Below are 21,574 nucleotides of genomic sequence, written 5' to 3'. Positions count from 1 at the left end.
GGCACTAGCGACGTCGGCGTTTGGGCGCCAGCAGGGTGCCGCGACAGGCCTCGGCGCCACACCAGCACGGGTACTCGGCCTTGAGCTTGGGGGTGTAGCGCTCATCGAGCATCAGGCCGTAGTCGTAATGCAGCTCTTCGCCTGCGGCAATGTCGCGCCGGGCGACGATGAAGATGCGTCCGTCGCGTTCATCCGCTTCGCAGTTGCCGTCACACGAGTGGTTGATCCAGCGTGAGGCGTTGCCTTTCACGCCGCCATCAATCACCCTTGTGGCGTCCACATGGAAATAAAAGGTGTGGTTGGGGTGCGCCGGGTCATGCGGGTGGCGCGCCTGGGCTTCTTCCCAGGTGATGATCTCGCCCACATATTCAATGACAGTGTCGCCCTCGGCGATGTCCCGCAGTGCGTACACACCTTTGCCGTGAATGCCTGAGCGGCGAACCTGGATGCGGCGGGACTTTGCGGGTGGGTTTGTCGACACGGTTAAAAAATTTGGTATCGTGAACTCGTATGGGTGCGCGTGTGCGCCCGCGAGAAACAGGGATTGTATTCAGATGACTATCGCAGAAAACACAAAAACAGCCGTGGCTGGCAAAACACTGGTCATTGCAGAAAAGCCCTCGGTGGCGCAAGACATCGTACGGGCGCTGACCCCGGTGGCGGGCAAGTTTGAAAAACACGACGAGCATTTCGAGAACGACCACTATGTGGTGTCCAGCGCGGTCGGCCACCTTGTCGAAATCCAGGCGCCCGAAGCCTATGACGTCAAACGTGGCAAGTGGAGTTTTGCCCATCTGCCGGTGATTCCGCCGCACTTTGACCTGAAACCGGTCGACAAAACCAAAAGCCGCCTCAACGCGGTGGTGAAACTGGCCAAACGCAAAGACGTGGGTCAACTCATAAACGCCTGTGACGCGGGCCGCGAGGGGGAGCTGATCTTTCGCCTGATCGAACAATACGCAGGTGGCGCCAAACCGCTGGGCAAACCGGTGAGCCGCCTGTGGCTGCAGTCGATGACACCCCAGGCCATCCGCGATGGCTTCAACGCCCTGCGCAGCGACAAACAGATGCAGCCCCTGGCCGACGCCGCGCGTTGCCGCTCCGAGGCCGACTGGCTGGTTGGCATCAACGGCACGCGCGCCATGACCGCGTTCAATTCGCGCGATGGCGGTTTCTTCTTGACCACCGTGGGCCGGGTGCAAACGCCCACCTTGAGCGTGGTGGTGGAGCGTGAGGAACTCATCCGCGCCTTTGTGTCGCGCGATTACTGGGAAATTCATGCGTCATTTGCCGCCCAGGCGGGGAGCTACCCGGCCAAGTGGTTTGACCCAAAACACAAGCGCGATGCCGAGGATGCCGAGAAAAAGGCCGACCGCGTCTGGACCCAGCGCGAGGCGCAAGCCATTGCCGACGCGGTGCGTGGCCAGCCGGCCACCGTCACCGAAGAGAGCAAACCCACCACCCAAGCGTCACCGCTGCTGTTCGATTTGACCAGCCTGCAGCGCGAAGCCAACGGCAAGTTCGGTTTTTCCGCCAAAACCACGCTGTCCATAGCGCAAAGCCTGTATGAGCGCCACAAAGCCCTGACCTACCCACGGACCGATTCACGCGCCCTGCCCGAAGACTATGTGCCGGTGGTCAAACAGACCTTCGAGATGCTGGCGGATTCGGGCATGCGGCACCTGGCGCCGCACGCCTTGACGGCGCTGAACAATGGCTACATCCGGCCCAGCAAACGGATTTTCGACAACAGCAAGGTGAGTGATCACTTTGCCATCATCCCCACATTACAAGCACCCAGCGGGCTATCAGAAGCAGAGCAAAAGCTGTATGACCTGGTGGTCAAGCGCTTTTTGGCGGTATTTTTCCCGAGCGCCGAATACCAGGTGACCACGCGCATCTCAACCGTGACCACAGCAGCGGCTGCGCACAACTTCAAAACCGAAGGCAAAGTCTTGGTCAAACCAGGTTGGCTGGCGATCTACGGCAAGGAAGCTGCGGATGAGGTGGCAGATGCGAAAGACGGCGACAAGGGCCAGAGCCTGGTGCCGGTGGCGCCTGGCGAGAAAGTCAAAACCGAATCGGTCGAGCCCAAGGGCCTGAAAACCCGGCCACCGGCCCGTTACTCCGAAGCCACCTTGCTCGGCGCCATGGAAAGTGCTGGCAAAACCGTGGAAGACGAGGAGTTGCGCGAAGCCATGCAGGAAAAAGGCCTGGGCACGCCCGCCACCCGCGCCAGCATCATTGAAGGCTTGATTTCTGAGAAATACATGCTGCGCGAAGGCCGCGAGCTGATCCCCACCGCCAAAGCCTTCCAGTTGATGACGCTGCTGCGCGGCCTCGGTGTGGAAGAACTCTCCAAGGCCGAACTCACCGGCGACTGGGAGTTCAAGCTCAACCAAATGGAGCACGGCAAACTCAGCCGCGCCCAGTTCATGGCCGAAATTGCCGCGATGACCGAGCGCATCGTCAAAAAAGCCAAAGAATACGACCGCGACACGGTGCCCGGCAACTACGCCACGCTCAGTTCACCCTGCCCCAACTGCGGTGGTGTGGTCAAGGAAAACTACCGCCGTTATGCCTGCACAGGCGCGGATGGCCAAAGCGACGGCTGCGGCTTCTCGTTTGGCAAAACCCCGGCCGGCCGCACCTTTGAGCCCGCCGAGGTGGAGCAATTCTTGCGCGACAAGAAGATCGGCCCGCTCGACGGTTTCCGCTCCAAGGCCGGTTGGCCCTTCACCGCCGAGATGGTCATCAAGTTTGACGAGGAGACGAAAAACTACAAACTCGAATTCGACTTTGGCGACGACAAAAAGGGCGAGGAAACCGGCGAACTGGTCGACTTTGGCGACCAAGCCAGCCTGGGCCCCTGCCCACAATGTGGCGCGGCGGTGTTTGAACACGGCAAAAACTATGTGTGCGAAAAATCCGTGCCCACCGATGCGCAAGCCACACCGAGTTGTGACTTCAAATCCGGCCAGATCATCCTGCAACAACCCATTGAGCGCGAGCAGATGCAAAAGCTGCTGGCCACCGGCAAAACCGATTTGCTCGACAAGTTTGTCTCCATGCGCACCCGGCGCGCCTTCAAGGCCATGCTGGTCTGGGACGCCGAAGCGGGCAAAGTCAACTTCGAGTTCGCCCCGAGCAAGTTCCCGCCGCGCAAAACCGCCGCTGCGCCGTTGACGCGGGCCGCCGTTGCGACCAAGAAGTCAGCGGCCAGCGCAAGCGGGGCGGCAGCGAAGAAAACGGCAACCAAAGCGGTGACCAAGACCGCGGCCAAAGCACCGCGCAAAGCCCCGGCCGCAGGCACCGGCTCCACCCCCAGCGCGGCGCTGGCCGCGGTGATTGGGTCTGAGCCGATTGCCCGCGCCCAGGTCATCAAGAAGCTGTGGGACTACATCAAAGCCAACAAGCTGCAGGACGCCACCAACAAACGCGCCATCAACGCCGACGCCAAGTTACTCGCGGTATTTGGCCAACCGCAGGTCAGCATGTTTGAGCTGGCGGGGATTGTGGGCAAACATTTGGGGTGACAAGGTGGTCGCAAGTTGCGACTGCCTTGAAAAATACGGTTCGCGGTGATCGGCCTGGCCCAACGGCCTCAAATTGGCGGCTGAATGCACGGGTCATCCTGTGATGTGCTTTCAGCAGTGGTGGGTCATGCGGAACTCGATCACTTCGGGTTCCGGTTTTTGCGTGCTGGAGAACCAAGGCGCTCGCAGCCGCAGGTGGGGGTGCTGGGGACCACCGATGTCGCAAAGCGAAGCGCGTCTGAGGTGGGCGCCGATACCCCACCTGCTGCCACTCAAGACTTGAAACTTTGCCGGGTCGCGTCAAAGGACGCCGCGTGATTCTGGCGCTGCGGCACTGACAAGAACTCGGCTACTGATCCAGCCAGTCACAAATCGGCTGCCACTGCGCCAAATCACGCGCCACACGCTCAGGCGCCAGGTCAAACACAGTCAGGCCGCGGGCGGCGAGCTGGACGTAGTTCTGGGTGCTGCGCAAATTGCCCAGCACCGGCAGGCCGGTGGATTCGACAAAACTGCGCAGTTCCTCCGCCGCGCGGGTGCGCTCATCCACGCGCATGCCGACGATGCCGATCTGCGTTCTGGCGGCCTGGCTGCTCTGGGCCAGCTCGTCGAGAAAATCTTTCGTGGCAAAGATGTCAAACACGCTGGGTTGCAGCGGCACCACCACCTTGTGCGCCAGTTTCAGCACCTCTTTGAGCCGCTTGCCGTGCAGCCCTGCGGGCGTGTCCAGCACCACATGGGTGGTGCCTTTGGGTGGCTTGGCCAGGTTGTCGCGGTCCAGCTCCCAGCTGGTGATGGGCCGCGCGGTGTCTGGCCGCAACGACAGCCACAGCTTGCACGACTGCTGGCGGTCCACATCGCCCAGCATCACGCGCTGGTTTTGCGTGGCAAAGTAGCCCGCAATCTGGCTGGACAAGGTGGATTTACCCACGCCACCTTTCGGGTTGGCAACCACAACAACCGGCATACGAACTCCTGACTGAATCCTTGCCAGCCCTCGTCAATCCAGGGCTGGCGGTAAAAAAACGTGTCGACTTTGGCCGCTTATTCGTCGCTGCCGCCCATCAAGCCACCGAGCAGGCCACCGCCCAACAAGGTGCCGCCGAGGGCCGCGCCGCCCAGCACCGACCCCTGCTCGGCCGAGCGCCCGCCCGCCGCCGGGGCGGACAGGATGATGCGGTTGGCCAGGCGTGACAGCGGCAGCGACTGCAGCCAGATCTTGCCGGGGCCGCGCAGCGTGGCGAAAAACAAGCCCTCGCCACCAAACAGTGCCGACTTGACCTTGCCCACATACTGGATGTCAAAGTCCACACTCGGCTGATACGCCACCACACAGCCGGTATCCACGCGCAGGGTTTCGCCCGGTGCCAACGTGCGCTCCATCAGCGTGCCACCGGCATGCACAAAGGCCATGCCGTCGCCGTCCAACTTTTGCATGATGAAGCCTTCACCGCCGAACAGCCCGGCGCCCAGTTTCTTTTGCAGCGCAATGCCCAGCGACACGCCTTTGGCGGCGCACAAAAACGAATCCTTTTGGCACAGCAGCGTGCCACCCAATGCGCGCAAATCGATCGGCACGATCTTGCCGGGGTAGGGCGCGGCAAAGGCCACGCGCTGTTTGCTGGAGGCGGTGTTCTGGAACACGGTGGTGAACAGGCTCTCACCCGTGAGCAGGCGCTTGCCCGCGCCCATGAGTTTGCCAAACAGGCCGCCTTGCTGGGCACCGTCGCCAAACACCGTGTCCATTTCGATACCGGCCTGCATGTACATCATCACGCCAGCCTCGCCCACGGCCGCTTCGCCGGGGTCCAGCTCAACTTCGACGTACTGCATTTCGTTGCCAAAAATCTCGTAGTCCACCACGTCCATCGCCATCATTCGCTCCTGAAAAACAGAGTGCGCTTTCGCGCCCGGGAAAAACGTGAACGATAGCAAGATTTTGCGACACGGCAGTGAATTCACGACGTTTCATGAAGCCGCCCCGCCAGTGACGCCAAAATGTCATTAAAGTGTCGTACTCTGGCGCGTTGGCGCAGGGTCAACACCTCACCCGGCCTGATTTTTTTCATCAACCGCAAAGGACTCACCATGAAATTCCGCTTCTCCCTGATGGCTGCCAGCATCGCTGCACTGGGCCTGGCCGGCTCGGCACTCGCGCAAGAAAAAACGCTCCGTCTGCTGACCTGGGACGGCTACGTGCCCGCCGACGTGGTGGCGCAGTTCGAGAAGGAAAGCGGCTACAAGGTCGAAGTGACGATGTCCAACAACGAGGAGATGATCTCCAAACTGCGCGCCACCGGCGGCGCTGGTTTTGATCTGGCCCAACCCTCGCAGGATCGTATTGCCGGCCCGCAAGCCGAGTTTGGCATCTACAAACCCATGGACCTGAGCAAGCTCAAGAGCGAGCTGTTCATCCCCAGCATGCTGGAAGCCACCAAGAAAAACACCACGGTGGGCGGCAAGGTGTATGGCCTGCCGCACATCTGGGGCACCGACGGCCTGGTGGTCAACACCCAACTGGCCAAGATGGCCGACTACCCCGACCTGTGCAAGGCCGAGTTCAAAGGCAAGGTGGCCTACCGCCTGAAGCGCCCGACCCTGCTGGCGTTTGCTTTTGCCTCGGGCAAGGACCCGTTTGCGCTGTACAACGACCCGAAAGCTTACGGCGCATTGATGGACGAAGTGGGCAAGACGCTGATCGCCTGCAAAGGCAACGTCAAGTTTTACTGGGACAACAAGGACCAACTGCTGAACGGCATGCGCGCCGGTGAAATCGTCGGCGCCATGATGTGGGACACGGGTGGCTGGAAGCTCAACGGCGAAAAGGCTGAAGTGCAGTTCATCGCCCCCAAATCCGGTGCGCTGGGCTGGATCGACACCTTTGCCATTCCCGCCAAAGGCAAGAATGACGCCGCCGCCTACGCCTGGATCAACTTCAACATGCGCCCCGAAATTGCCGCCAAGGTGGCCGGTGTGGCAGGCAACTTCACCGCCTCCAAGGGCGCTGACCAGCTGATGGATGCCAAGCTCAAAGCCCAGTTTGCCGCCAGCTTCCCCGAAGCCGCGCTGAAAAACGTGAAGTGGTACCCGGCCGTGCCCGCTGGCCTGGAAGAGATTGAAGGCCGCGTGCTGGACCGCATCAAGGCCGCCAACTGAGCTTGCCATGGCGGGACTGACCCGCCCTCCATGGCGTCGATGCATGGATGGCGGGTCGTCGCCCAGCATGACAAGCCTGTCCCGCCAGGCTCATGGGCTGATCATGGCCGTTAGCATGACGGCCCAGTTTTCACGTTAACCACCCAGTTTTCAGATTTGACACATTCACCAACCGATTTCGCTGCCGCCTCCGATGCGACGCGGCCTGACCTGCAAGCCAGCCGCGTGGCCAAGCACTATGGCGCTTTCCGCGCGGTGGATGACTTGTCGTTTGAAGTCGCGCGCGGCAGTTTCTTTTCTATTCTGGGCCCGTCCGGCTGTGGCAAAACCACGCTGCTGCGCATGATTGCGGGCTTTCTGGAAGCCGATGCGGGCCAGATTCACATCGGCGGCAAAGCGATGAACGGCGTGCCGCCCAACAAACGCCCGGTGAACATGGTGTTCCAGCACCTGGCGCTGTTCCCGATGATGAGTGTGGGCGAGAACGTGGGCTACGGCCTGGCGCGCCGCGGTGTCGCCAAGGACGAGATCCAGCGCCGTGTGGGTGACATGCTGGAACGCGTCAGCCTGCCCGGTGCGCAGAACAAGCGGGTGGACCAGCTCTCGGGCGGGCAAAAGCAGCGCGTCGCCATTGCCCGCAGTCTGGTGCTGGAGCCCACGCTGCTGCTGCTCGATGAGCCGCTGGGCGCGTTGGACTTGAAGCTGCGCGAGCACATGAAGATCGAGCTCAAAGCGCTGCAGGCGGCTTTTGGCACCACCTTTGTTTACATCACCCACGACCAGTCCGAGGCGCTGGTGCTCTCTGACCATGTGGCGGTGATGAACCATGGCCGATTTGAGCAGGTGGGCACGCCACAACAGCTGTACTACGAACCGCAAACGCCCTTTGTGGCAGGCTTTGTGGGTGCCAACAATCGCATTGCAGGCCAGGCCACCGAGGTCCATGGCAGCACGGTGACCGCCACCAGCGCATCTGGCCTGGTGATGCCAGCGCGCGCGATCGGCCAAATTGCCCGGGGTGATGCGGTGGAAGCGTTTGTTCGGCCCGAAGTGGCGCGGCTGGCGCGCCAGGCCGCCGTCTTGAAAGACGCCGGGCTGCCCCATTTCAGCGCCCGGGTCGAGAGCCTGCTGTTTGACGGCGCCAACTCGGCTGTGCTGCTGCGCGAAGCCCAGTCCAACACCGAGTTCCGCATCGCCCTGCCGCAAACCGGCGAATTTGCCGACCTGAGCGTGGGTGAAACCGTGGCTTTTGGCTTCGATGCGCAGCGTGCCGTGTGTTTTGCCGCCAGCACCACAGCCAATGAGCATGTCTTCAGCTGACAACCCCTCGCGCCATGCCGCGCGGCTGATGCTGATGCTGTTGCTGGCCCCGGCGTTGTTGTGGCTGTTGGGCCTGATCGTGTTGCCGCATGTGGAGCTGGGCATCTTGTCGATGCGGGCCCGTGTGGCGCCACGGGTCTACGAGCCCAGCCTGGCGCAGTTCCGCACTTTTTTTGAAGAGCCGCTGTACTGGCACACCTTCATGCGCACGGCGCTGATGTCGCTGGCGGCCACCGCCATCACCCTGCTGTTGGCCTTCCCCATCGCCTGGACCATTGCCAAGCTGGTGCGCGGCCAGTCCAAAGCCATGTTGTTCATCATGTGCCTGATTCCGTTCTGGGTGAGTGAAACGGTGCGCACGCTGGGCTGGATGATTTTGCTGCGCGAGTCCGGCGTGTTGCCGGCTTTTTTGGTCTGGCTGGGTGTCACACCCGCACCGGTGGAGCTGCTCTACCACGACGCCACCATCCTGGTCGGGCTGGTCTACACCTCGATGTTGTTCATGGTGATCCCGCTGATCAGCGCGCTGGAGAGCCTGGACGACTCGCTCATCGAAGCCGCCTACGACCTGGGCGGCAACGGCTGGTCGATCCTGCGGCAAATTGTCATCCCGCACGCCGCACCGGGCATTGTGGCGGGCTGCATTGTGGTGTTCATGCTCACCTTGGGCAACTACCTGACACCCACGCTCTTGGGCGGCAAAAGCTCGCAGTGGTTCACCGAGCAGATCTACACCCAGTTCATCACCCGCTTCAACTGGGAGCAGGGCGCGGCGTTCGGCTTTTTGCTGCTGGCCCTCTCCACCGCCATCGTCTGGGCAGGCTTGAAGCTCAGTGGTCAAAAATTTGGTGAAGTGATGCAAAAAACATGATCGCCTCACTACCCCGCCCCTTGTGGTTGCGCGCCAGCACGGTGGTGTATGGCGTGGCCTTTTTCGCCTTTTTGTTCTTGCCGCTGGTGGTGGTCGCGGTGTTTGCGTTCAACGACGCACCTTACCCGGCACCGCCCTGGCGCGGTTTCACGCTGGACTGGTTTGTGGGCCATGACGGCAGCGCGCGCACCGGCCTGTTTGCCGACACCGCCCTGCTGGGCAGCCTGTGGACCAGCGTGGTCGTGGCCAGCTGGGTCACCTTGCTGTCGGTGGTGGTGGGCACCGCCAACGCGTTTTTGATTGAGCGCACGCAGTTTCGCGGCAAGCAGGCGCTCAGCCTGTTGATGCTGGCCCCGCTGGTCATTCCAGGGGTGATTCTGGGCATCTCGATCCTGGCCTTTGCCAGCCGCCTGGCGAATCTGGCCGACGACCTGTGGGGGCTGGAGCTGGAATTTTTGCGCCCGGGTTTGCAGCTGGTGGTTCTGGGGCAGTTCTCGTACATCGTCTCTATTGCCACGCTGACCATCACGGCGCGCCTGAAACGCTTTGATGTCACGCTGGAAGAAGCCGCCTACAACCTGGGCGCGTCACGCGCGGCCGTGCTGTGGACCATCACCCTGCCGTACCTGAAACCAGCGCTCATCGGCTCGGCCGCCATCTCTTTTCTGATGAGTTTCGAGAACTTCAACACCACGCTGATGCTGGTCGGCTCCGACTCGCCACTCACCGTGATGATGTACGGCCGCATGCGCGAGGGCGCCACGCCGGTCTTGAACGCGGTGAGCCTGCTGCTGATGGTGGCCTCGGCGGTGTTGGCGTTGACGATGATGCGAGGGTCGAAGGGCAATGCGTCAGGTCACTCTGACTAACGGGTGATTCGGTTTTGACATGTCGCTGGCCAATATGGCTTGGGTCGGACGGCAACAGGCTGATCTGAGTCATTTGCAGTCGGCTGCTCGTGCGGCAGCGACGCTCATTACCGGTCATTGGAGCTCAGTACGTATCAATCGGCGTCGTCGCGTCGAAGGCAAGTTCCTCACCGGGATCTAGTGCTGTCTCAAGAATCCCGGGGTGGCGAGCGTGTTCTGAAATCCCGTGGAGGCAGGCCATTTCCTTGATGAAGGCTTCACCTGACCTCATCAACTCATGCCCCCGTTCGTTCCATAAAGCGAAGCGATTGAGCTCATCGTCGGACGGGCCGGCAACGCTGATACCGTTTGCTCGCAAGATGGCCAGGCCCTGGCGTTCAGCAGAACCCCAAGATTCGATTTGGCAAGTGATTGTGCCGGTAGTAAGTTTCAGGGGCTGGGCAGCCGATTGGGCTGCATTACTGCCCAGTCGCAAAAGTTGCGTGATGTCTCGTGTGCCGACTGCATGGAGTATTTCTGCAAGCATGGCCAGCTCAGGATATCGCCGCAGCCGCTCTGCAATTAGAGGCAAATCTTCAGCGTTGGCTAGGTAGAGGAGTCTGCCAGCGAAATAACGAATCTTAGGGATGACTCTCTTGCGCGCGTAACCATCTAAATTAGGGTCGGCCTCAAGGAGGTGAAGCAAGCTCCTGGTAAATTCAGTCCGAAGGTTCTGTGCAGAAATCAAAAGCGTGCTTGGCGTAGCCTGTCGGAATATCTTTTTTAATAACCATGGATAACGCCGTAACTGGTCAAAGAAGCGGTCTTGATACTTCGCATCACTGACTTGAACGCTGTAATCAGGCAGCGGAATCCGGAATCCCTCTACAGCAAATTTATTGGCTAGATTGGTACGAGACGAGGGCTGTGAAATAAGGAATTGCTTAATGTCACGTACGAAGCACATCCAGTTGTGTGAGTCCTTGCCGCTGAAATCTGCCTCTCCATCCAGCCAATCAGCAGAAGCGAGCTCAAAGTCCTTACCCGCACCGGTTTCATGCAGGTCAAGCCCTAACTCGCTCAACATCGCTGCCAATTGCGAGCGGCCTGTAGAAACCTCTGCTGGCGAGCCTACAAGGACTACGTCATCCACATAGCGGAAGTAGCGCTTGGGGAAGGCCGCAGACATTGCTTCATCAACATCGCGCAACACAAGGTTGGCAATCAGGTGGCTGAACATGGGGCCGGTCAGTAGTCCTTTGCCATGAGCGGCGTTCTGACATGCCAGTGCGTGGTGAGATAAAAGTTTTATGCCTAAATCACGGGACAAGGCAGGCATTTGAGCTGCATCGCACGCCTTCAGCCAAGCACTAAGTGCTAGCTCACCGGAGATATTGGGATAAAACCGTTTTATGTCGGTGTAGCGTACGACCTGACCTGCGCCGGCTTTGCACGCAGCAGCAATTTGTTGTTGCCGCTCTTGTAATCCCGCGAAGTAAGGCTTGTAGACCCCTTGAGTGTCTTCGCCTTCTGCCAAACGATAGCTGAAGACGAAGCCGGGTGAACGAAATACTGCATGCCGGCTGCACTCGGCGAGCAATGCAGCTTCCGCGAAAGACTCATTGGGGCCGGGCACAAAAATGCTGCGGTAGCCGACTAGGCCGTCAGAGCGAATATCCTTGAAATGCAGGGACTCGAAATAAGCACTGCTGCTGCTCATCACAAGATGAGAAGATACCTCTTCAGCCCAACGATCCCTGCGTGCGCACTGATTGGCAAAGTAATAGCGCAGCCCAAGGTAGGCCATGATGTCTCGTGTGCGGTATTGATTGGCCGCGCGCAGTGCTAGTATCTGTGGCCTCATGCCTTCGCTCCCTTCAAAGGTAAATCGAAGCGCTGAACTACTAGTTGAACGTTGAATTTATGATCCTTTAATGGGTGCTGAACGTCAGCAGCACTCTTTCCAAGGTTCTCGACCACGAGAGCCTCTTGCTCGTCCTTCGTCTGATGTGCTGAAAACAGTTTTTTGAACCAACTAATAGCTCTACCGAAGAATCCCCCGGATCCAAGCACCTGGTTTGTCTGCGGCTCGATCCAGAGCACAAAACTGTTATGAGCTCGGCCATGTAGGAATAAGCTTTCGAATTGTGGAAGAGCCTCCTTCCATTTGCCCTCGCGCTGTAGAAAGCCGGAAAAGTTGGCCAGAACTATGAGGCGGGCTGAACATTCCTGGCCAAGCACGGTCAGGCGGTTAGTTAGTTCTGCTGAAGAAAATTTATCCAACGCATCCCAAGGCAAAAACTCAGCAGATACCCAAATCGCTTGTTCGGCCAATTCATCCTTGATGTGTTCTGTTGCTAGGCTGGCATAGCCTCGGGCGAACTCTGACAACTCACCTCCAACAATCTTGACGTTCAGCGGGTTGCGTGGGATTCGGTGTTGGCGTCGCAACTCACCAATGTTTGCCAGCAACGCTAGTGCTGCCGCGCCTGAACCGCAAGGTAGGTCTGCAAGCAACACGGTTCCACCAGAAAAGATTTTTGCGTAAGCGTCTGCCACCTCAGTAAGTTTGTCTTCTGGATCTAGAAAACTGAGTTGAACCCGTGCCGACGACCCACTAAAGCGCCATGCCAGATGATCGTCCGTATCTTCCTTGCTTAAGCCGCCGATTTTTCCCTCAGGAATAGGTTGCAGAGCCTTATCTTTGAGTCCGGCGTGTAATAGCAAGTGATCCCAAGCTTTTCGAAGTGTCGGGGCAAGATACAAACACTTTTTTTCGGCATGCCAAAGTGTTTCCGGAATATCTGCAGGCTTAATTAGTCGGGACATTACTTCAAGCACGTTGACATGGGCTCTTCTGTCATAGAAGCTTGACTGGCTTACAAGCTTCTATGAGGGGGTCTCAATTGTGTAACAAATATACATTCAACCTGGAGGAGCATGAGCGATAGCTGCTTCAGTCAAGTAAGCGCAGATGCGGTCTTCGGCAGCCAAGGTCAGCAATCGCTGCTTTGCAGTCAGCGACCGACTCTTCCAGAAGCCGCAACTGACTTGGCATAACGCCGTCGCATCAACCGGCACAATCACGCCTCAACCCAGCCTGGCGTTAAGGCCTTTTCAGTAGAGGGGCGGATGTTGTTGGCCGAACCGGCTCCCGAAGCAAAAATTTACGCTTCCCAAGGATTGACAAGGTTCAGCCCCAGGCCGTTGAAATCCCTGACATTTCGGGTCACCAAGGTCAAATCATGTTGCAACGCAGTGGCCGCCAGCAACCCGTCAATGGCCGATCGTGGGCGCCTCGCGTCACTTTGCCAGCGTCCCTAGCGGTCAGCGACCGACGCATCGACGCTCACGAGACGTGACCCCGTTGGCATCAGGCTGCTTGCGCCGTAGCTCAGAGATCACATTAGTGTCCATCAGGTCGCTCACAGCGCCATCTCACGGGACAGGCTGGGGTCACGCTCAAAAACGATGTCGTCCCCGTCGTACAGCAGTGGGCGTTGCCACTGAGCCGGTCAAACAACCCGCGCGACACCACCACAGCCACGGATTTGCCAAGTTTGTTTAGGGCACCTCTCATTCTGATCTGAATGGTCAGAATTTAGCGCGATCGCGGTCAGATGATCGGATATTGACTTTGCTTCGGTTAATTGCCGGGTTCACAACCAAAACGACAGGTGAAAATGCGCTCTGATCGTGGCTGTTTGAGGAGTGTGTTGTGAACGGTGCCCAATCCCTGGTCCAAACCTTGTTGCGCGGCGGTTTGAAAGTCTGTTTTGCCAACCCTGGCACGTCCGAGATGCATTTTGTCGGGGCGCTGGACGCGCACCCTGAGCTGCGTTGCGTGTTGTGCCTGTTTGAAGGCGGCGCCACCGGTGCGGCCGACGGTTACTACCGCATGACGGGCGACATTGCAGCCACGCTGCTGCATCTGGCGCCAGGCCTGGGCAATGGTTTTGCCAATTTGCATACCGCGCGCAAGGCGGGCTCGGGCCTGCTGACGATTGTGGGCGAACACGCCACCCACCATCTGGTGCATGAGAGCCCGCTCAAGGGTGACATTGCCGCCCTGAGCCGCACCATCGCCCACTGGACACATGTCAGCCCGGACGCCACGGCGGTGGCTGGCGATGGCGCCCGCGCCATGGCGGCGGCGCGCTCGTGCAACGGCCAACTGGCCACCCTGGTGTTACCCGCCAACACCGCCTGGCAAGAGGCTCAGGGGCCGACTGACCCGCTGCCAGCCCTGCCTCTGATCCGCCCGGAGCTGGCCCGCATAGAGGCCGCCGCCCACACGCTGCGCCTGCCCGGCGCGGCCCTGCTGGTGGATGGCCCCACGCTGCATGGTGCGCTGGGGCCGCTGGCCGCACGCATTGCCAAAAAGACCGGCGCTCGGCTGATCGCCCCCTACCTGGCCAGCCGCATTCGACGCGGTGCCGGGGCGGTGGCCTTCGAGCGGCTGGCTTACGGCGTGGACGACAACGCCGCCGTGGTGAAGGATGTGCGACACATGGTGCTGGTGGGCGCCCAGCGGCCAACCAACTTCTTTGCTTACCCGGGCAAACCCAGCCTGCCGGAGGCCCCAGGGACGGCGGTGCACGACCTGTGCAGCCGCAGCATGGACGTGGCTTACACGCTGGGTGTGCTGGCCGAGTGCCTGGGCGTCACCGAGGACGACCCGCTGGACAGCTTGCCACTGGCCTTGCCCGAGCTACCCACCGGGCCGATGAACCTGAGCGGCATCGGCCAGGCGCTGGCGCACCTGTTGCCCGAGAACGCCATCGTGGTCGATGAAAGCATCACCATGGCCCGCTTCCTGATGCCACCCACCCAGCATGCCCGCGCCCATGACTGGTTACACACCACCGGCGGCGCCATCGGCTTTGGCCTGCCCAATGCGGTGGGCGCGGCCATTGCCTGCCCGGACCGCCAGGTGGTGGTGCTGACCGGCGACGGCTCGGCCATGTACACCCTGCAGGCCCTGTGGACCATGGCGCGCGAGCAGCTTCAGGTGGTCACCATCGTGTTTGCCAACCGCGGCTACCAGATCCTGCGCGGCGAGCTGGCCAACGTGGGCGTGACCGAGGTGGGGCGCAACGCGGTGCGCATGCTGGATGTTGATGGACCGGCCCTGGACTGGGTCAAGCTCTCCGAAGGCCACGGTGTGCCAGCCAGCCGTGCCACCGACGTGGACAGCTTTGTGGCCGCCCTGCGCGCAGCCCTGGACCAAGCCGGGCCGCATCTGATTGAAGTGGTCTGCCCGGCGTAACCCACCATGCGCTACGCCCACACCATCGGCAGCAGACATTACCCATTTGAGGGCCTGCGCACCTTGCTGGCCAAAGCCAGCCCGCTGCGCTCAGGCGACCAGCTGGCGGGCGTGACAGCCACCCATGCGCAGGAACGTGTCGCCGCGCAAATGGCGCTGGCAGAAGTGCCGCTCCGCACCTTTCTCACCGAAGTCGTGGTGCCCTATGAAGACGACGAAGTCACCCGGCTGATCATCGACACGCACGATGCCGACGCCTTCGCCCCGGTACGCCACCTGACCGTGGGCGACTTTCGCAACTGGCTGCTGGGTGACCAGGCCACACCCACCAGCTTGGCCGCACTCGCGCCCGGACTGACCCCGGAAATGGTGGCGGCAGTGAGCAAGATTTGCCGCCTGCAGGACCTGATGCTGATTGCGCGCAAATGCCAGGTGGTGACGCGTTTTCGCAGCACCCTGGGTTTGCCCGGCCGTCTGGCCACGCGGCTGCAGCCCAATCACCCGACCGACGACCTGCAAGGCATTGCCGCCAGCCTGCTCGACGGCCTGCTGCTGGGCAGTGGTGATGCGGTGATCGGCATCAACCCGGCCAGCGACAACACCGCCCAGGTGGTGCGCCTGCTGCACATGCTGGGCGATGTGATCAGCCATTACGGTATTCCCACCCAGTCCTGCGTGCTGACCCATGTGACCAACACCTTGCAGGCCATCGAGCGCGGGGCGCCGGTGGACCTGGTGTTCCAGTCGATTGGCGGCACCGAGGCCACCAACAGCAGTTTTGGCCTGAACCTGGCGCTGCTGCAGGAGGCGCGCGAGGCGGCGCTTTCTTTGCAACGCGCACCGCTATTGGATGAGAACGGCCAACGCTCAGGCAACGTGATGTATTTCGAAACCGGCCAGGGCAGCGCACTCTCAAGCAACGCGCATCACGGCTGTGACCAACAAACCATCGAGGCCCGCGCCTACGCCGTGGCCCGGCATTTCAAGCCGCTGCTGGTCAATACCGTGGTTGGCTTCATCGGGCCGGAATACCTGTTCAACGGCAAACAGATCACCCGCGCGGGCCTCGAAGACCACTTTTGCGGCAAGCTGCTGGGGGTGCCGATGGGCTGCGACGTCTGTTACACCAACCACGCCGAGGCCGATGGCGACGACATGGACAGCCTGCTGCTGATGCTGGGCGCGGCGGGCTGCAACTTCATCATGGGTGTGCCGGGCTCGGACGACATCATGCTCAACTACCAAAGCACCTCGTTCCACGACGCGCAGGTGCTGCGCCAGCTGCTGGGTCTGCGCGCCGCGCCTGAGTTTGAGGACTGGCTGGCCAAGATGGGCATCTGCACACCGGTTGAGGTCTCTTGCGGCCCGCAGCGGCTGGCCAGTCAATTGGCCGCACCGTTTGCCCCCGCCATTCAACGCCTGAGCGCTGCCTGACATGACCACGCCCGACCCCACGCCATCGAACCGCACGCAGGGCGCTGTGCCTGAACAGTCCGCGCCGCCCGGTCTGCCGGAACTGGTCAGCGCGACCCCGTGGCAGGGGTTGCGCCAATTTACCGACGCCCGCATCGCCCTGGGCCGCGCGGGTGTCAGCCAGCCCACCGGCGCCCATCTGGCGTTTCAACTCGCCCATGCGCAGGCGCGTGATGCGGTGCATCTGCCGCTGGACGTGCCAGGTGTCGCCGCCAGCCTGCACAGCCTGGGCCTGCCCACGCTGATGCTGCACAGCCAGGCGAGTGACCGCGCCACCTACCTGCAGCGGCCTGATCTGGGGCGGCGGCTGGACGCCCCCTCGCTGGGCGCCCTGGCCGATTGGCGAAGCGCGGCGCAGGTCCAAGGCGGTGTGATGCACGGCACTGGCGCCGCGCCGTTTGATCTGGCCTTGGTGGTGGTGGATGGCTTGTCGGCCCTGGCCATCCATCAAAACGCGGCGCCGCTGGTGGCCGAGCTGCTGGCGCGGCTGCAGGCGGACGCCACGCAGCCTTGGTCCATCGCGCCGGTGAGCGTGGTGGAACAGGGCCGGGTCGCCATTGGTGACGAGGTGGGGGCGGCGTTGGCGGCCCGCATGGTGGTGGTGCTGATTGGCGAGCGGCCGGGTTTGAGCTCGCCCGACAGCATGGGGCTGTACATCACCTGGGCGCCCAAGGTGGGCACGCTGGATGCGGCGCGCAACTGCATCTCCAACGTGCGCCCGGCCGGTTTGTCCACCGCGGCGGCAGCCGCAACCGCGCACCAGTTGCTCAAGCGGGCGCGCAGCCAGCAACTGACCGGGGTGGGTCTGAAAGATGAGGTGGATCATCAGCTCTCGCCCTCATCGGCGACAGAGGCCGACCCGCACCCGTTGGCCCTGTGGCACAACGGCAGCGCGCGGCAGCACCCCAAGCGCGCGGATGGTTCGCGCTAAAGTCGGGTCCATGTCACCCTTGACCCTCACTGAACCCCAGCGCCAAGCCTTGCTGCAAGCCGCCCGCGCCGCCCAGCGCATGGCCTATGCGCCCTATTCCCGCTACCCGGTGGGTGCCGCCGTGCTGGACGAGCAAGGTCACATCCACGCCGGTTGCAATGTGGAAAACGCCGCCTACCCCGAGGGACTGTGCGCTGAAGCCGCTGCGCTGAGCGCCATGGTGTTGGCGGGTGGCCAGCGTGCCCGGGCGGTGCTGGTGGTGGGCAACGGCGGGCAAAACCATAGTGCCTGGACCACACCCTGCGGTGGCTGCAGGCAAAAATTGCGCGAATTTGGCGCCGCCGACCTGCCCATCTTCTGCGCCAATAACACCCAACTGGGGCCCAGCTACACCTTGGCGCAATTGCTGCCCGAGAGCTTTGGGCCAGATCACCTGAGCAAGCCATGAGCCACCCCCCCTCACCGCACAACCCCAGCACCGTCCACCATGAACGCCCTTGACACCATCACCCACCGCGCCGGACAGCTGCAGCCACGCATCGCCGTGGTGCTGGGCTCCGGCTGGGGCGGCTTGACCGAGCACATCGTGGATGCCATCCAGATTCCGTACACCGAGCTGGACGGTTTTCCGCAGCCCACCGTGGCCGGGCACGGCGGCACGCTCTGGCTGGGGCGCATTGGCACGCAGCCGGTGGCGGTGATGAGCGGGCGCCAACATGGCTACGAGTCTGGCGCGGTCGACGGCATGGCCGTGCCGCTGCGCACCCTGCAAGCGCTGGGCTGCCACACGCTGGTACAGACCAACGCGGCAGGCAGCGTGCGCCCCGACATGCCGCCGCACAGCCTGATGCTGATCACCGACCACCTGAACCTGCCGCAGCGCTCGCCGCTGGTGGGGCAAGCCGGTAACGACCGGTTTGTAAACATGGTCAACGCCTACGATTCAGAGCTCCATCGCCTTGCAGCCCGGGTAGCAAAAGGGCAAGGAGCGACGCTTTTTGAGGGCATTTACGCCTGGTTTCTGGGGCCGCAGTTTGAAACCCCGGCGGAGATCCGCATGGCGCAGCGCCTGGGTGCTGACGCGGTGGGCATGAGCACCGTGCCTGAGACGATTCTGGCGCGGCACTTGGGGCTGCGGGTGCTGGCGCTGTCCATGATCACCAACTTTGGCGCGGGCATGTCGTCTGAGACCCTGAGCCATGCCCACACTTTGAGCCAGGCGCAAGAAGGCAGCGCGCGCGCCAGCCGCTTGCTGGCGGACATCCTGGCGGCCTTGCCTTGAGGCCGCTTGCGTATTTTTGATCCTATGACACCCCCCAACATCGCCCCCAACATGCCGCAAGACCTGCAAGCCAGCGCCCGCACCGCCCTGAGCTGCCTGGACCTCACCAGCCTGAACGATGCCGATACCGAGGCCGACATCACCCAACTCTGCCAACGCGCCCAAAGCCCGCTCGGCCAGGTGGCGGCGGTGTGCGTCTGGCCGCGCCTGGCCGCTTTTGCCCGCGCGCAGTTGCCTGCCCACATTGCGGTGGCCGCCGTGGCCAACTTTCCGCATGGCAACACCGATGTGGACGCTGCGGTGCGCGACACGCTGCACATCGTGGACGCCGGTGCGCAAGAGGTGGATGTGGTGCTGCCCTACCGCGCGCTGATGGCCGGTGACGATCAAGCGGTGACCGCGCTGCTTGGCGCCGTACGCAACGCCTGCCCGGGGCTGCTGCTCAAGGTGATTCTGGAAACCGGCGAGCTGAAAACGCCAGAGCTGATCCACCGCGCCAGCCAGCTGGCCCTGCAAGCGGGGGCTGACTTCCTGAAAACCAGCACCGGCAAAACCCCGGTCAACGCCACACTGGAGGCTGCGCAAGTCATGCTGGCAGCCATTGCGGCTGGCCCGGCGGCCAGGGAAAAAGTGGGTTTCAAGGCCTCAGGCGGCATCCGTACCGTGCAGGAAGTCATGCGGTACGAGGCGCTTGTGGCACACGCGCTGGGCGCCGAAGCGTTGACGCCAAAGCGCTTTCGCATCGGCGCCAGCAGCCTGCTGGGCCACATTGAGACGGTGCTGAACCCGTCTGCGACCCCCGCGCAAGCGCCTGCCAGCGGGTACTGAACGCCGCGCCCCACGTGCCCAGCTTGGGCACCTTGCTCAATAATGTCCGGCCCGCCTTGGCCGCGGGCCCCTTCGTCCACACCACAGGAGACACACCATGCGCTTGCCGTTCGTCAAACTGTTTTCCGTCGTCCCTGGCGCCTGCGCCCTCGCGCTGGGGCTGGCCGCCACACCCGCCAGCGCGCAAAAAGGACCGTTTATGTTGTCCAGCCCGGACCTGGCCATGGGCACCTTCGACAACAAATTTGTGCTGAACGGTTTTGGCTGCCAGGGCGGCAATGTGTCACCCGCACTCGTTTGGCAAAACGTGCCGCCCGGCACCAAGTCACTCGCGCTGCAGGTGTTTGACCCCGACGCCCCCACCGGCGCAGGCTTTTGGCACTGGACGGTCTACAACCTGCCGCCCACACTGACCGCGCTGCCCCAGGGCGCGGGCAATGCAGCGGCCAAGCTGCCCGCCCCGGCCTATGGTGGTGCCACCGACTACCTGGACACCGGCGCCACCGGTGGTAACGGCAACTACGGCGGCCCCTGCCCGCCCGAGGCCGACAAACCGCACCGCTACATCTTCACCCTCTACGCGCTGGCGGTGGATGACCTGGCCAAAGCCGGTGGCATCCCCAAAACCGGCAGCCCGTCGCTGTATTCCTTTGTCTTGAACAAAGGTCTGGGCGCCTTGCTGCTGGACAAAGCCAGCTTCACCGCCACTTACGGCCGCTAAACACCCACAGGCCCCCCATGCTCGCCCAGGAAATCATCCGCATCAAACGCGACGGCCACACGCTGGAACGCCCCCACATTGACAGCTTTGTCAAGGGCTTGGTCGACGGCTCCTGGAGCGAGGGCCAGGCCGCCGCGCTGGCCATGGCCATGTTCCTAAAAGGCATGGGCCGTGACGAGACCGTGGCGCTGACCCAGGCGATGACCCACTCGGGTCTGGTGATGGACTGGTCTAAGGCCAACTTGAGCGGCCCGATCCTGGACAAACACTCCAGCGGCGGAGTCGGTGACAAGATCAGCCTGATGCTCGCGCCCCTGGTGGCGGCCTGCGGTGGTGTGGTGCCAATGATCTCTGGCCGCGGCTTGGGCCACACCGGCGGCACGCTGGACAAACTCGGCAGCATCCCGGGCTACAAGACCACGCCTGACGTGGCCACGTTACACCACGCCTTGCAGGCGGCAGGCTGCGCCATCATCGGCCAGACGGCCGATCTGGCCCCGGCCGACCGGCGGCTCTACGCCATCCGTGACGTGACCGCCACGGTGGAGTCGGTGCCACTGATCACCGCCAGCATCCTGTCCAAAAAACTCGCGGCCGGGCTGCAGGGGCTGGTGATGGACGTGAAGGTGGGCAACGGCGCGTTTGCCGACTCGCTCGACATGGCCAGCACCCTGGCCGAGTCGCTGGTGCAGGTGGCCACCGGCGCCGGTTTGCCCACGCGCGCTTGGATCACCGACATGAACCAGGTGCTGGGCCACACCGCGGGCAACGCGCTGGAGGTGCTTGAAGCGGTGGCTTTCCTCAAAGGCCAGGCCACCGAGCCGCGCCAGCTGGAAGTGACCCTCCGCCTGAGTGCCGAGCTGTTGCTGATGGGCGGTCTGGCCGTGAATGAGGCCGAAGCGCTACAAAAAATAGACCGCGCTTTGCAAAGTGGACAAGGGCTGGAGCAGTTTTCGCGCATGGTGGCGGCACTCGGTGGCCCGGCCGACTTTGTGGACCGCCCGACCCACTACCTGGCCAGCGCGCCGGTCACACTGGCCGTGCCCGCACCCCGCAGCGGTTTTGTCACCAGCATGGCCACCCGCGACATCGGCCTGGCCGTGGTGGAACTCGGTGGCGGCCGGCGCCTGGCCAGCGACACGGTGGACCCGCGTGTCGGCTTCTCTGACTTTGCCCAGATTGGCCAAGCGGTGCAGGCGGGTGACCCGCTGGCGATGGTGCACGCGGCGGATGCGGCCTCGGCCGAGCGCGCACGCCAGTCCCTGCTGACGCTGATTCACATCGGTGATGCCCCACCGGTGCTGGCGCCGGTGTTGGTCAGATACATCACGGCTTGATG

Annotated in this window: 18 protein-coding genes; 13 read left to right on the top strand and 5 right to left on the bottom strand. The window is 62.2% G+C overall.

The genetic code is table 11. The features are described from left to right. Positions 1 to 4: 4 nt before the first annotated feature. Positions 5 to 481: an SET domain-containing protein-lysine N-methyltransferase gene (locus tag LHU53_RS03490; protein ID WP_227330698.1), complete on the bottom strand. Its 477-nt coding sequence runs from the start codon at positions 479 to 481 to the stop codon at positions 5 to 7. 73 nt (positions 482 to 554) lie between these two features. On the opposite strand from LHU53_RS03490, the gene LHU53_RS03485 reads away from it, so the two are divergent. Then, entirely contained in the window at positions 555 to 3,536 is a 2,982-nt protein-coding gene (locus LHU53_RS03485; protein WP_227330697.1) for a DNA topoisomerase III, read from the top strand. 349 nt (positions 3,537 to 3,885) lie between these two features. Here LHU53_RS03485 and LHU53_RS03480 read toward each other — a convergent pair whose 3' ends face one another. Both LHU53_RS03480 and LHU53_RS03475 read right to left on the bottom strand, forming a co-directional pair. Further along, positions 3,886 to 4,503, bottom strand: a complete 618-nt coding sequence (locus tag LHU53_RS03480; protein WP_227330696.1) for a ParA family protein — start codon at positions 4,501 to 4,503, stop codon at positions 3,886 to 3,888. A gap of 77 nt (positions 4,504 to 4,580) precedes the next feature. Further along, the gene (locus LHU53_RS03475) at positions 4,581 to 5,411 is read right to left on the bottom strand and encodes a TIGR00266 family protein (protein WP_227330695.1); all 831 of its coding nucleotides are present in this window, start codon (positions 5,409 to 5,411) and stop codon (positions 4,581 to 4,583) included. A 213-nt stretch (positions 5,412 to 5,624) separates the two neighbouring features. On the opposite strand from LHU53_RS03475, the gene LHU53_RS03470 reads away from it, so the two are divergent. The 4 genes from LHU53_RS03470 to LHU53_RS03455 all read left to right on the top strand — a co-directional run bounded on the left by LHU53_RS03470 (position 5,625) and on the right by LHU53_RS03455 (position 9,752). Beyond that, positions 5,625 to 6,692 carry an extracellular solute-binding protein gene (locus LHU53_RS03470; RefSeq protein ID WP_227330694.1) on the top strand — a complete coding sequence of 356 codons (1,068 nt, stop codon included), beginning with the start codon at positions 5,625 to 5,627 and terminating at the stop codon, positions 6,690 to 6,692. Between the two features lie 156 nt (positions 6,693 to 6,848). After that, positions 6,849 to 8,012 (top strand): ABC transporter ATP-binding protein, encoded by a 1,164-nt coding sequence (locus tag LHU53_RS03465; protein ID WP_227330693.1) that lies wholly within the window; start codon positions 6,849 to 6,851, stop codon positions 8,010 to 8,012. After that, positions 7,999 to 8,883, top strand: a complete 885-nt coding sequence (locus LHU53_RS03460) for an ABC transporter permease (protein ID WP_370632214.1) — start codon at positions 7,999 to 8,001, stop codon at positions 8,881 to 8,883. The genes LHU53_RS03465 and LHU53_RS03460 overlap by 14 nt, the downstream gene beginning before the upstream one ends. Continuing rightward, positions 8,880 to 9,752, top strand: a complete 873-nt coding sequence (locus tag LHU53_RS03455; RefSeq protein WP_227330691.1) for an ABC transporter permease — start codon at positions 8,880 to 8,882, stop codon at positions 9,750 to 9,752. Before LHU53_RS03460 ends, LHU53_RS03455 begins: the two co-directional genes overlap by 4 nt. Before the next feature lie 124 nt (positions 9,753 to 9,876). Here the strand turns inward: LHU53_RS03455 and LHU53_RS03450 are convergent, their stop codons facing one another. Together LHU53_RS03450 and LHU53_RS03445 are read right to left on the bottom strand one after the other, a co-directional pair. Then, positions 9,877 to 11,538 carry an RNA-directed DNA polymerase gene (locus LHU53_RS03450; protein ID WP_227330690.1) on the bottom strand — a complete coding sequence of 554 codons (1,662 nt, stop codon included), beginning with the start codon at positions 11,536 to 11,538 and terminating at the stop codon, positions 9,877 to 9,879. 53 nt (positions 11,539 to 11,591) lie between these two features. Then, a complete protein-coding gene (locus LHU53_RS03445) occupies positions 11,592 to 12,572 on the bottom strand; it encodes a hypothetical protein (RefSeq protein WP_227330689.1) in 981 nt (326 codons plus the stop codon). Between the two features lie 877 nt (positions 12,573 to 13,449). Between LHU53_RS03445 and LHU53_RS03440 the strand changes: the two genes are divergently transcribed. The 8 genes from LHU53_RS03440 to deoA all read left to right on the top strand — a co-directional run bounded on the left by LHU53_RS03440 (position 13,450) and on the right by deoA (position 21,572). Then, positions 13,450 to 15,000 (top strand): acetolactate synthase large subunit, encoded by a 1,551-nt coding sequence (locus LHU53_RS03440; protein ID WP_227330688.1) that lies wholly within the window; start codon positions 13,450 to 13,452, stop codon positions 14,998 to 15,000. Between the two features lie 6 nt (positions 15,001 to 15,006). Then, on the top strand, positions 15,007 to 16,434 hold the full coding sequence (locus LHU53_RS03435) for an ethanolamine ammonia-lyase subunit EutB (protein WP_227330687.1): 1,428 nt from the start codon (positions 15,007 to 15,009) through the stop codon (positions 16,432 to 16,434). A 1-nt stretch (position 16,435) separates the two neighbouring features. Then, positions 16,436 to 17,404 carry an ethanolamine ammonia-lyase subunit EutC gene (gene eutC / locus LHU53_RS03430; RefSeq protein ID WP_227330686.1) on the top strand — a complete coding sequence of 323 codons (969 nt, stop codon included), beginning with the start codon at positions 16,436 to 16,438 and terminating at the stop codon, positions 17,402 to 17,404. Positions 17,405 to 17,414: 10 nt separating this feature from the next. Then, the gene (gene cdd, locus LHU53_RS03425) at positions 17,415 to 17,852 is read left to right on the top strand and encodes a cytidine deaminase (protein WP_227330685.1); all 438 of its coding nucleotides are present in this window, start codon (positions 17,415 to 17,417) and stop codon (positions 17,850 to 17,852) included. A 39-nt stretch (positions 17,853 to 17,891) separates the two neighbouring features. Beyond that, the gene (locus LHU53_RS03420) at positions 17,892 to 18,686 is read left to right on the top strand and encodes a purine-nucleoside phosphorylase (protein ID WP_227330684.1); all 795 of its coding nucleotides are present in this window, start codon (positions 17,892 to 17,894) and stop codon (positions 18,684 to 18,686) included. Positions 18,687 to 18,710: 24 nt separating this feature from the next. Continuing rightward, a complete protein-coding gene (gene deoC / locus LHU53_RS03415) occupies positions 18,711 to 19,514 on the top strand; it encodes a deoxyribose-phosphate aldolase (RefSeq protein WP_227330683.1) in 804 nt (267 codons plus the stop codon). Between the two features lie 97 nt (positions 19,515 to 19,611). After that, entirely contained in the window at positions 19,612 to 20,235 is a 624-nt protein-coding gene (locus tag LHU53_RS03410) for a YbhB/YbcL family Raf kinase inhibitor-like protein (protein ID WP_227330682.1), read from the top strand. A gap of 17 nt (positions 20,236 to 20,252) precedes the next feature. Continuing rightward, positions 20,253 to 21,572 carry a thymidine phosphorylase gene (gene deoA, locus LHU53_RS03405; RefSeq protein WP_227330681.1) on the top strand — a complete coding sequence of 440 codons (1,320 nt, stop codon included), beginning with the start codon at positions 20,253 to 20,255 and terminating at the stop codon, positions 21,570 to 21,572. The last annotated feature ends 2 nt before the right edge of the window (positions 21,573 to 21,574 follow it).

The sequence above is a fragment of the Rhodoferax sp. U2-2l genome, from assembly GCF_020594515.1.
Classification (GTDB): Bacteria; Pseudomonadota; Gammaproteobacteria; order Burkholderiales; family Burkholderiaceae_C; genus Rhodoferax.
The sequence above is the reverse complement of the archived record's forward strand: the minus strand, read 5'-3'. Positions and strand labels throughout refer to the sequence as shown.

Bases quoted from the DNA above. Each gene is read 5' to 3' on its own strand.
- deoA (WP_227330681.1), top strand. From the start codon at position 20,253: ATGCTCGCCCAGGAAATCATCCGCATCAAACGCGACGGCCACACGCTG.
- LHU53_RS03475 (WP_227330695.1), bottom strand. From the start codon at position 5,411: ATGGCGATGGACGTGGTGGACTACGAGATTTTTGGCAACGAAATGCAG.
- deoC (WP_227330683.1), top strand. From the start codon at position 18,711: ATGACACCCCCCAACATCGCCCCCAACATGCCGCAAGACCTGCAAGCC.
- LHU53_RS03470 (WP_227330694.1), top strand. From the start codon at position 5,625: ATGAAATTCCGCTTCTCCCTGATGGCTGCCAGCATCGCTGCACTGGGC.
- LHU53_RS03420 (WP_227330684.1), top strand. From the start codon at position 17,892: ATGAACGCCCTTGACACCATCACCCACCGCGCCGGACAGCTGCAGCCA.
- LHU53_RS03435 (WP_227330687.1), top strand. From the start codon at position 15,007: ATGCGCTACGCCCACACCATCGGCAGCAGACATTACCCATTTGAGGGC.
- LHU53_RS03410 (WP_227330682.1), top strand. From the start codon at position 19,612: ATGCGCTTGCCGTTCGTCAAACTGTTTTCCGTCGTCCCTGGCGCCTGC.
- cdd (WP_227330685.1), top strand. From the start codon at position 17,415: ATGTCACCCTTGACCCTCACTGAACCCCAGCGCCAAGCCTTGCTGCAA.
- LHU53_RS03485 (WP_227330697.1), top strand. From the start codon at position 555: ATGACTATCGCAGAAAACACAAAAACAGCCGTGGCTGGCAAAACACTG.
- LHU53_RS03480 (WP_227330696.1), bottom strand. From the start codon at position 4,503: ATGCCGGTTGTTGTGGTTGCCAACCCGAAAGGTGGCGTGGGTAAATCC.
- LHU53_RS03460 (WP_370632214.1), top strand. From the start codon at position 7,999: ATGTCTTCAGCTGACAACCCCTCGCGCCATGCCGCGCGGCTGATGCTG.
- LHU53_RS03450 (WP_227330690.1), bottom strand. From the start codon at position 11,538: ATGGCCTACCTTGGGCTGCGCTATTACTTTGCCAATCAGTGCGCACGC.
- eutC (WP_227330686.1), top strand. From the start codon at position 16,436: ATGACCACGCCCGACCCCACGCCATCGAACCGCACGCAGGGCGCTGTG.
- LHU53_RS03455 (WP_227330691.1), top strand. From the start codon at position 8,880: ATGATCGCCTCACTACCCCGCCCCTTGTGGTTGCGCGCCAGCACGGTG.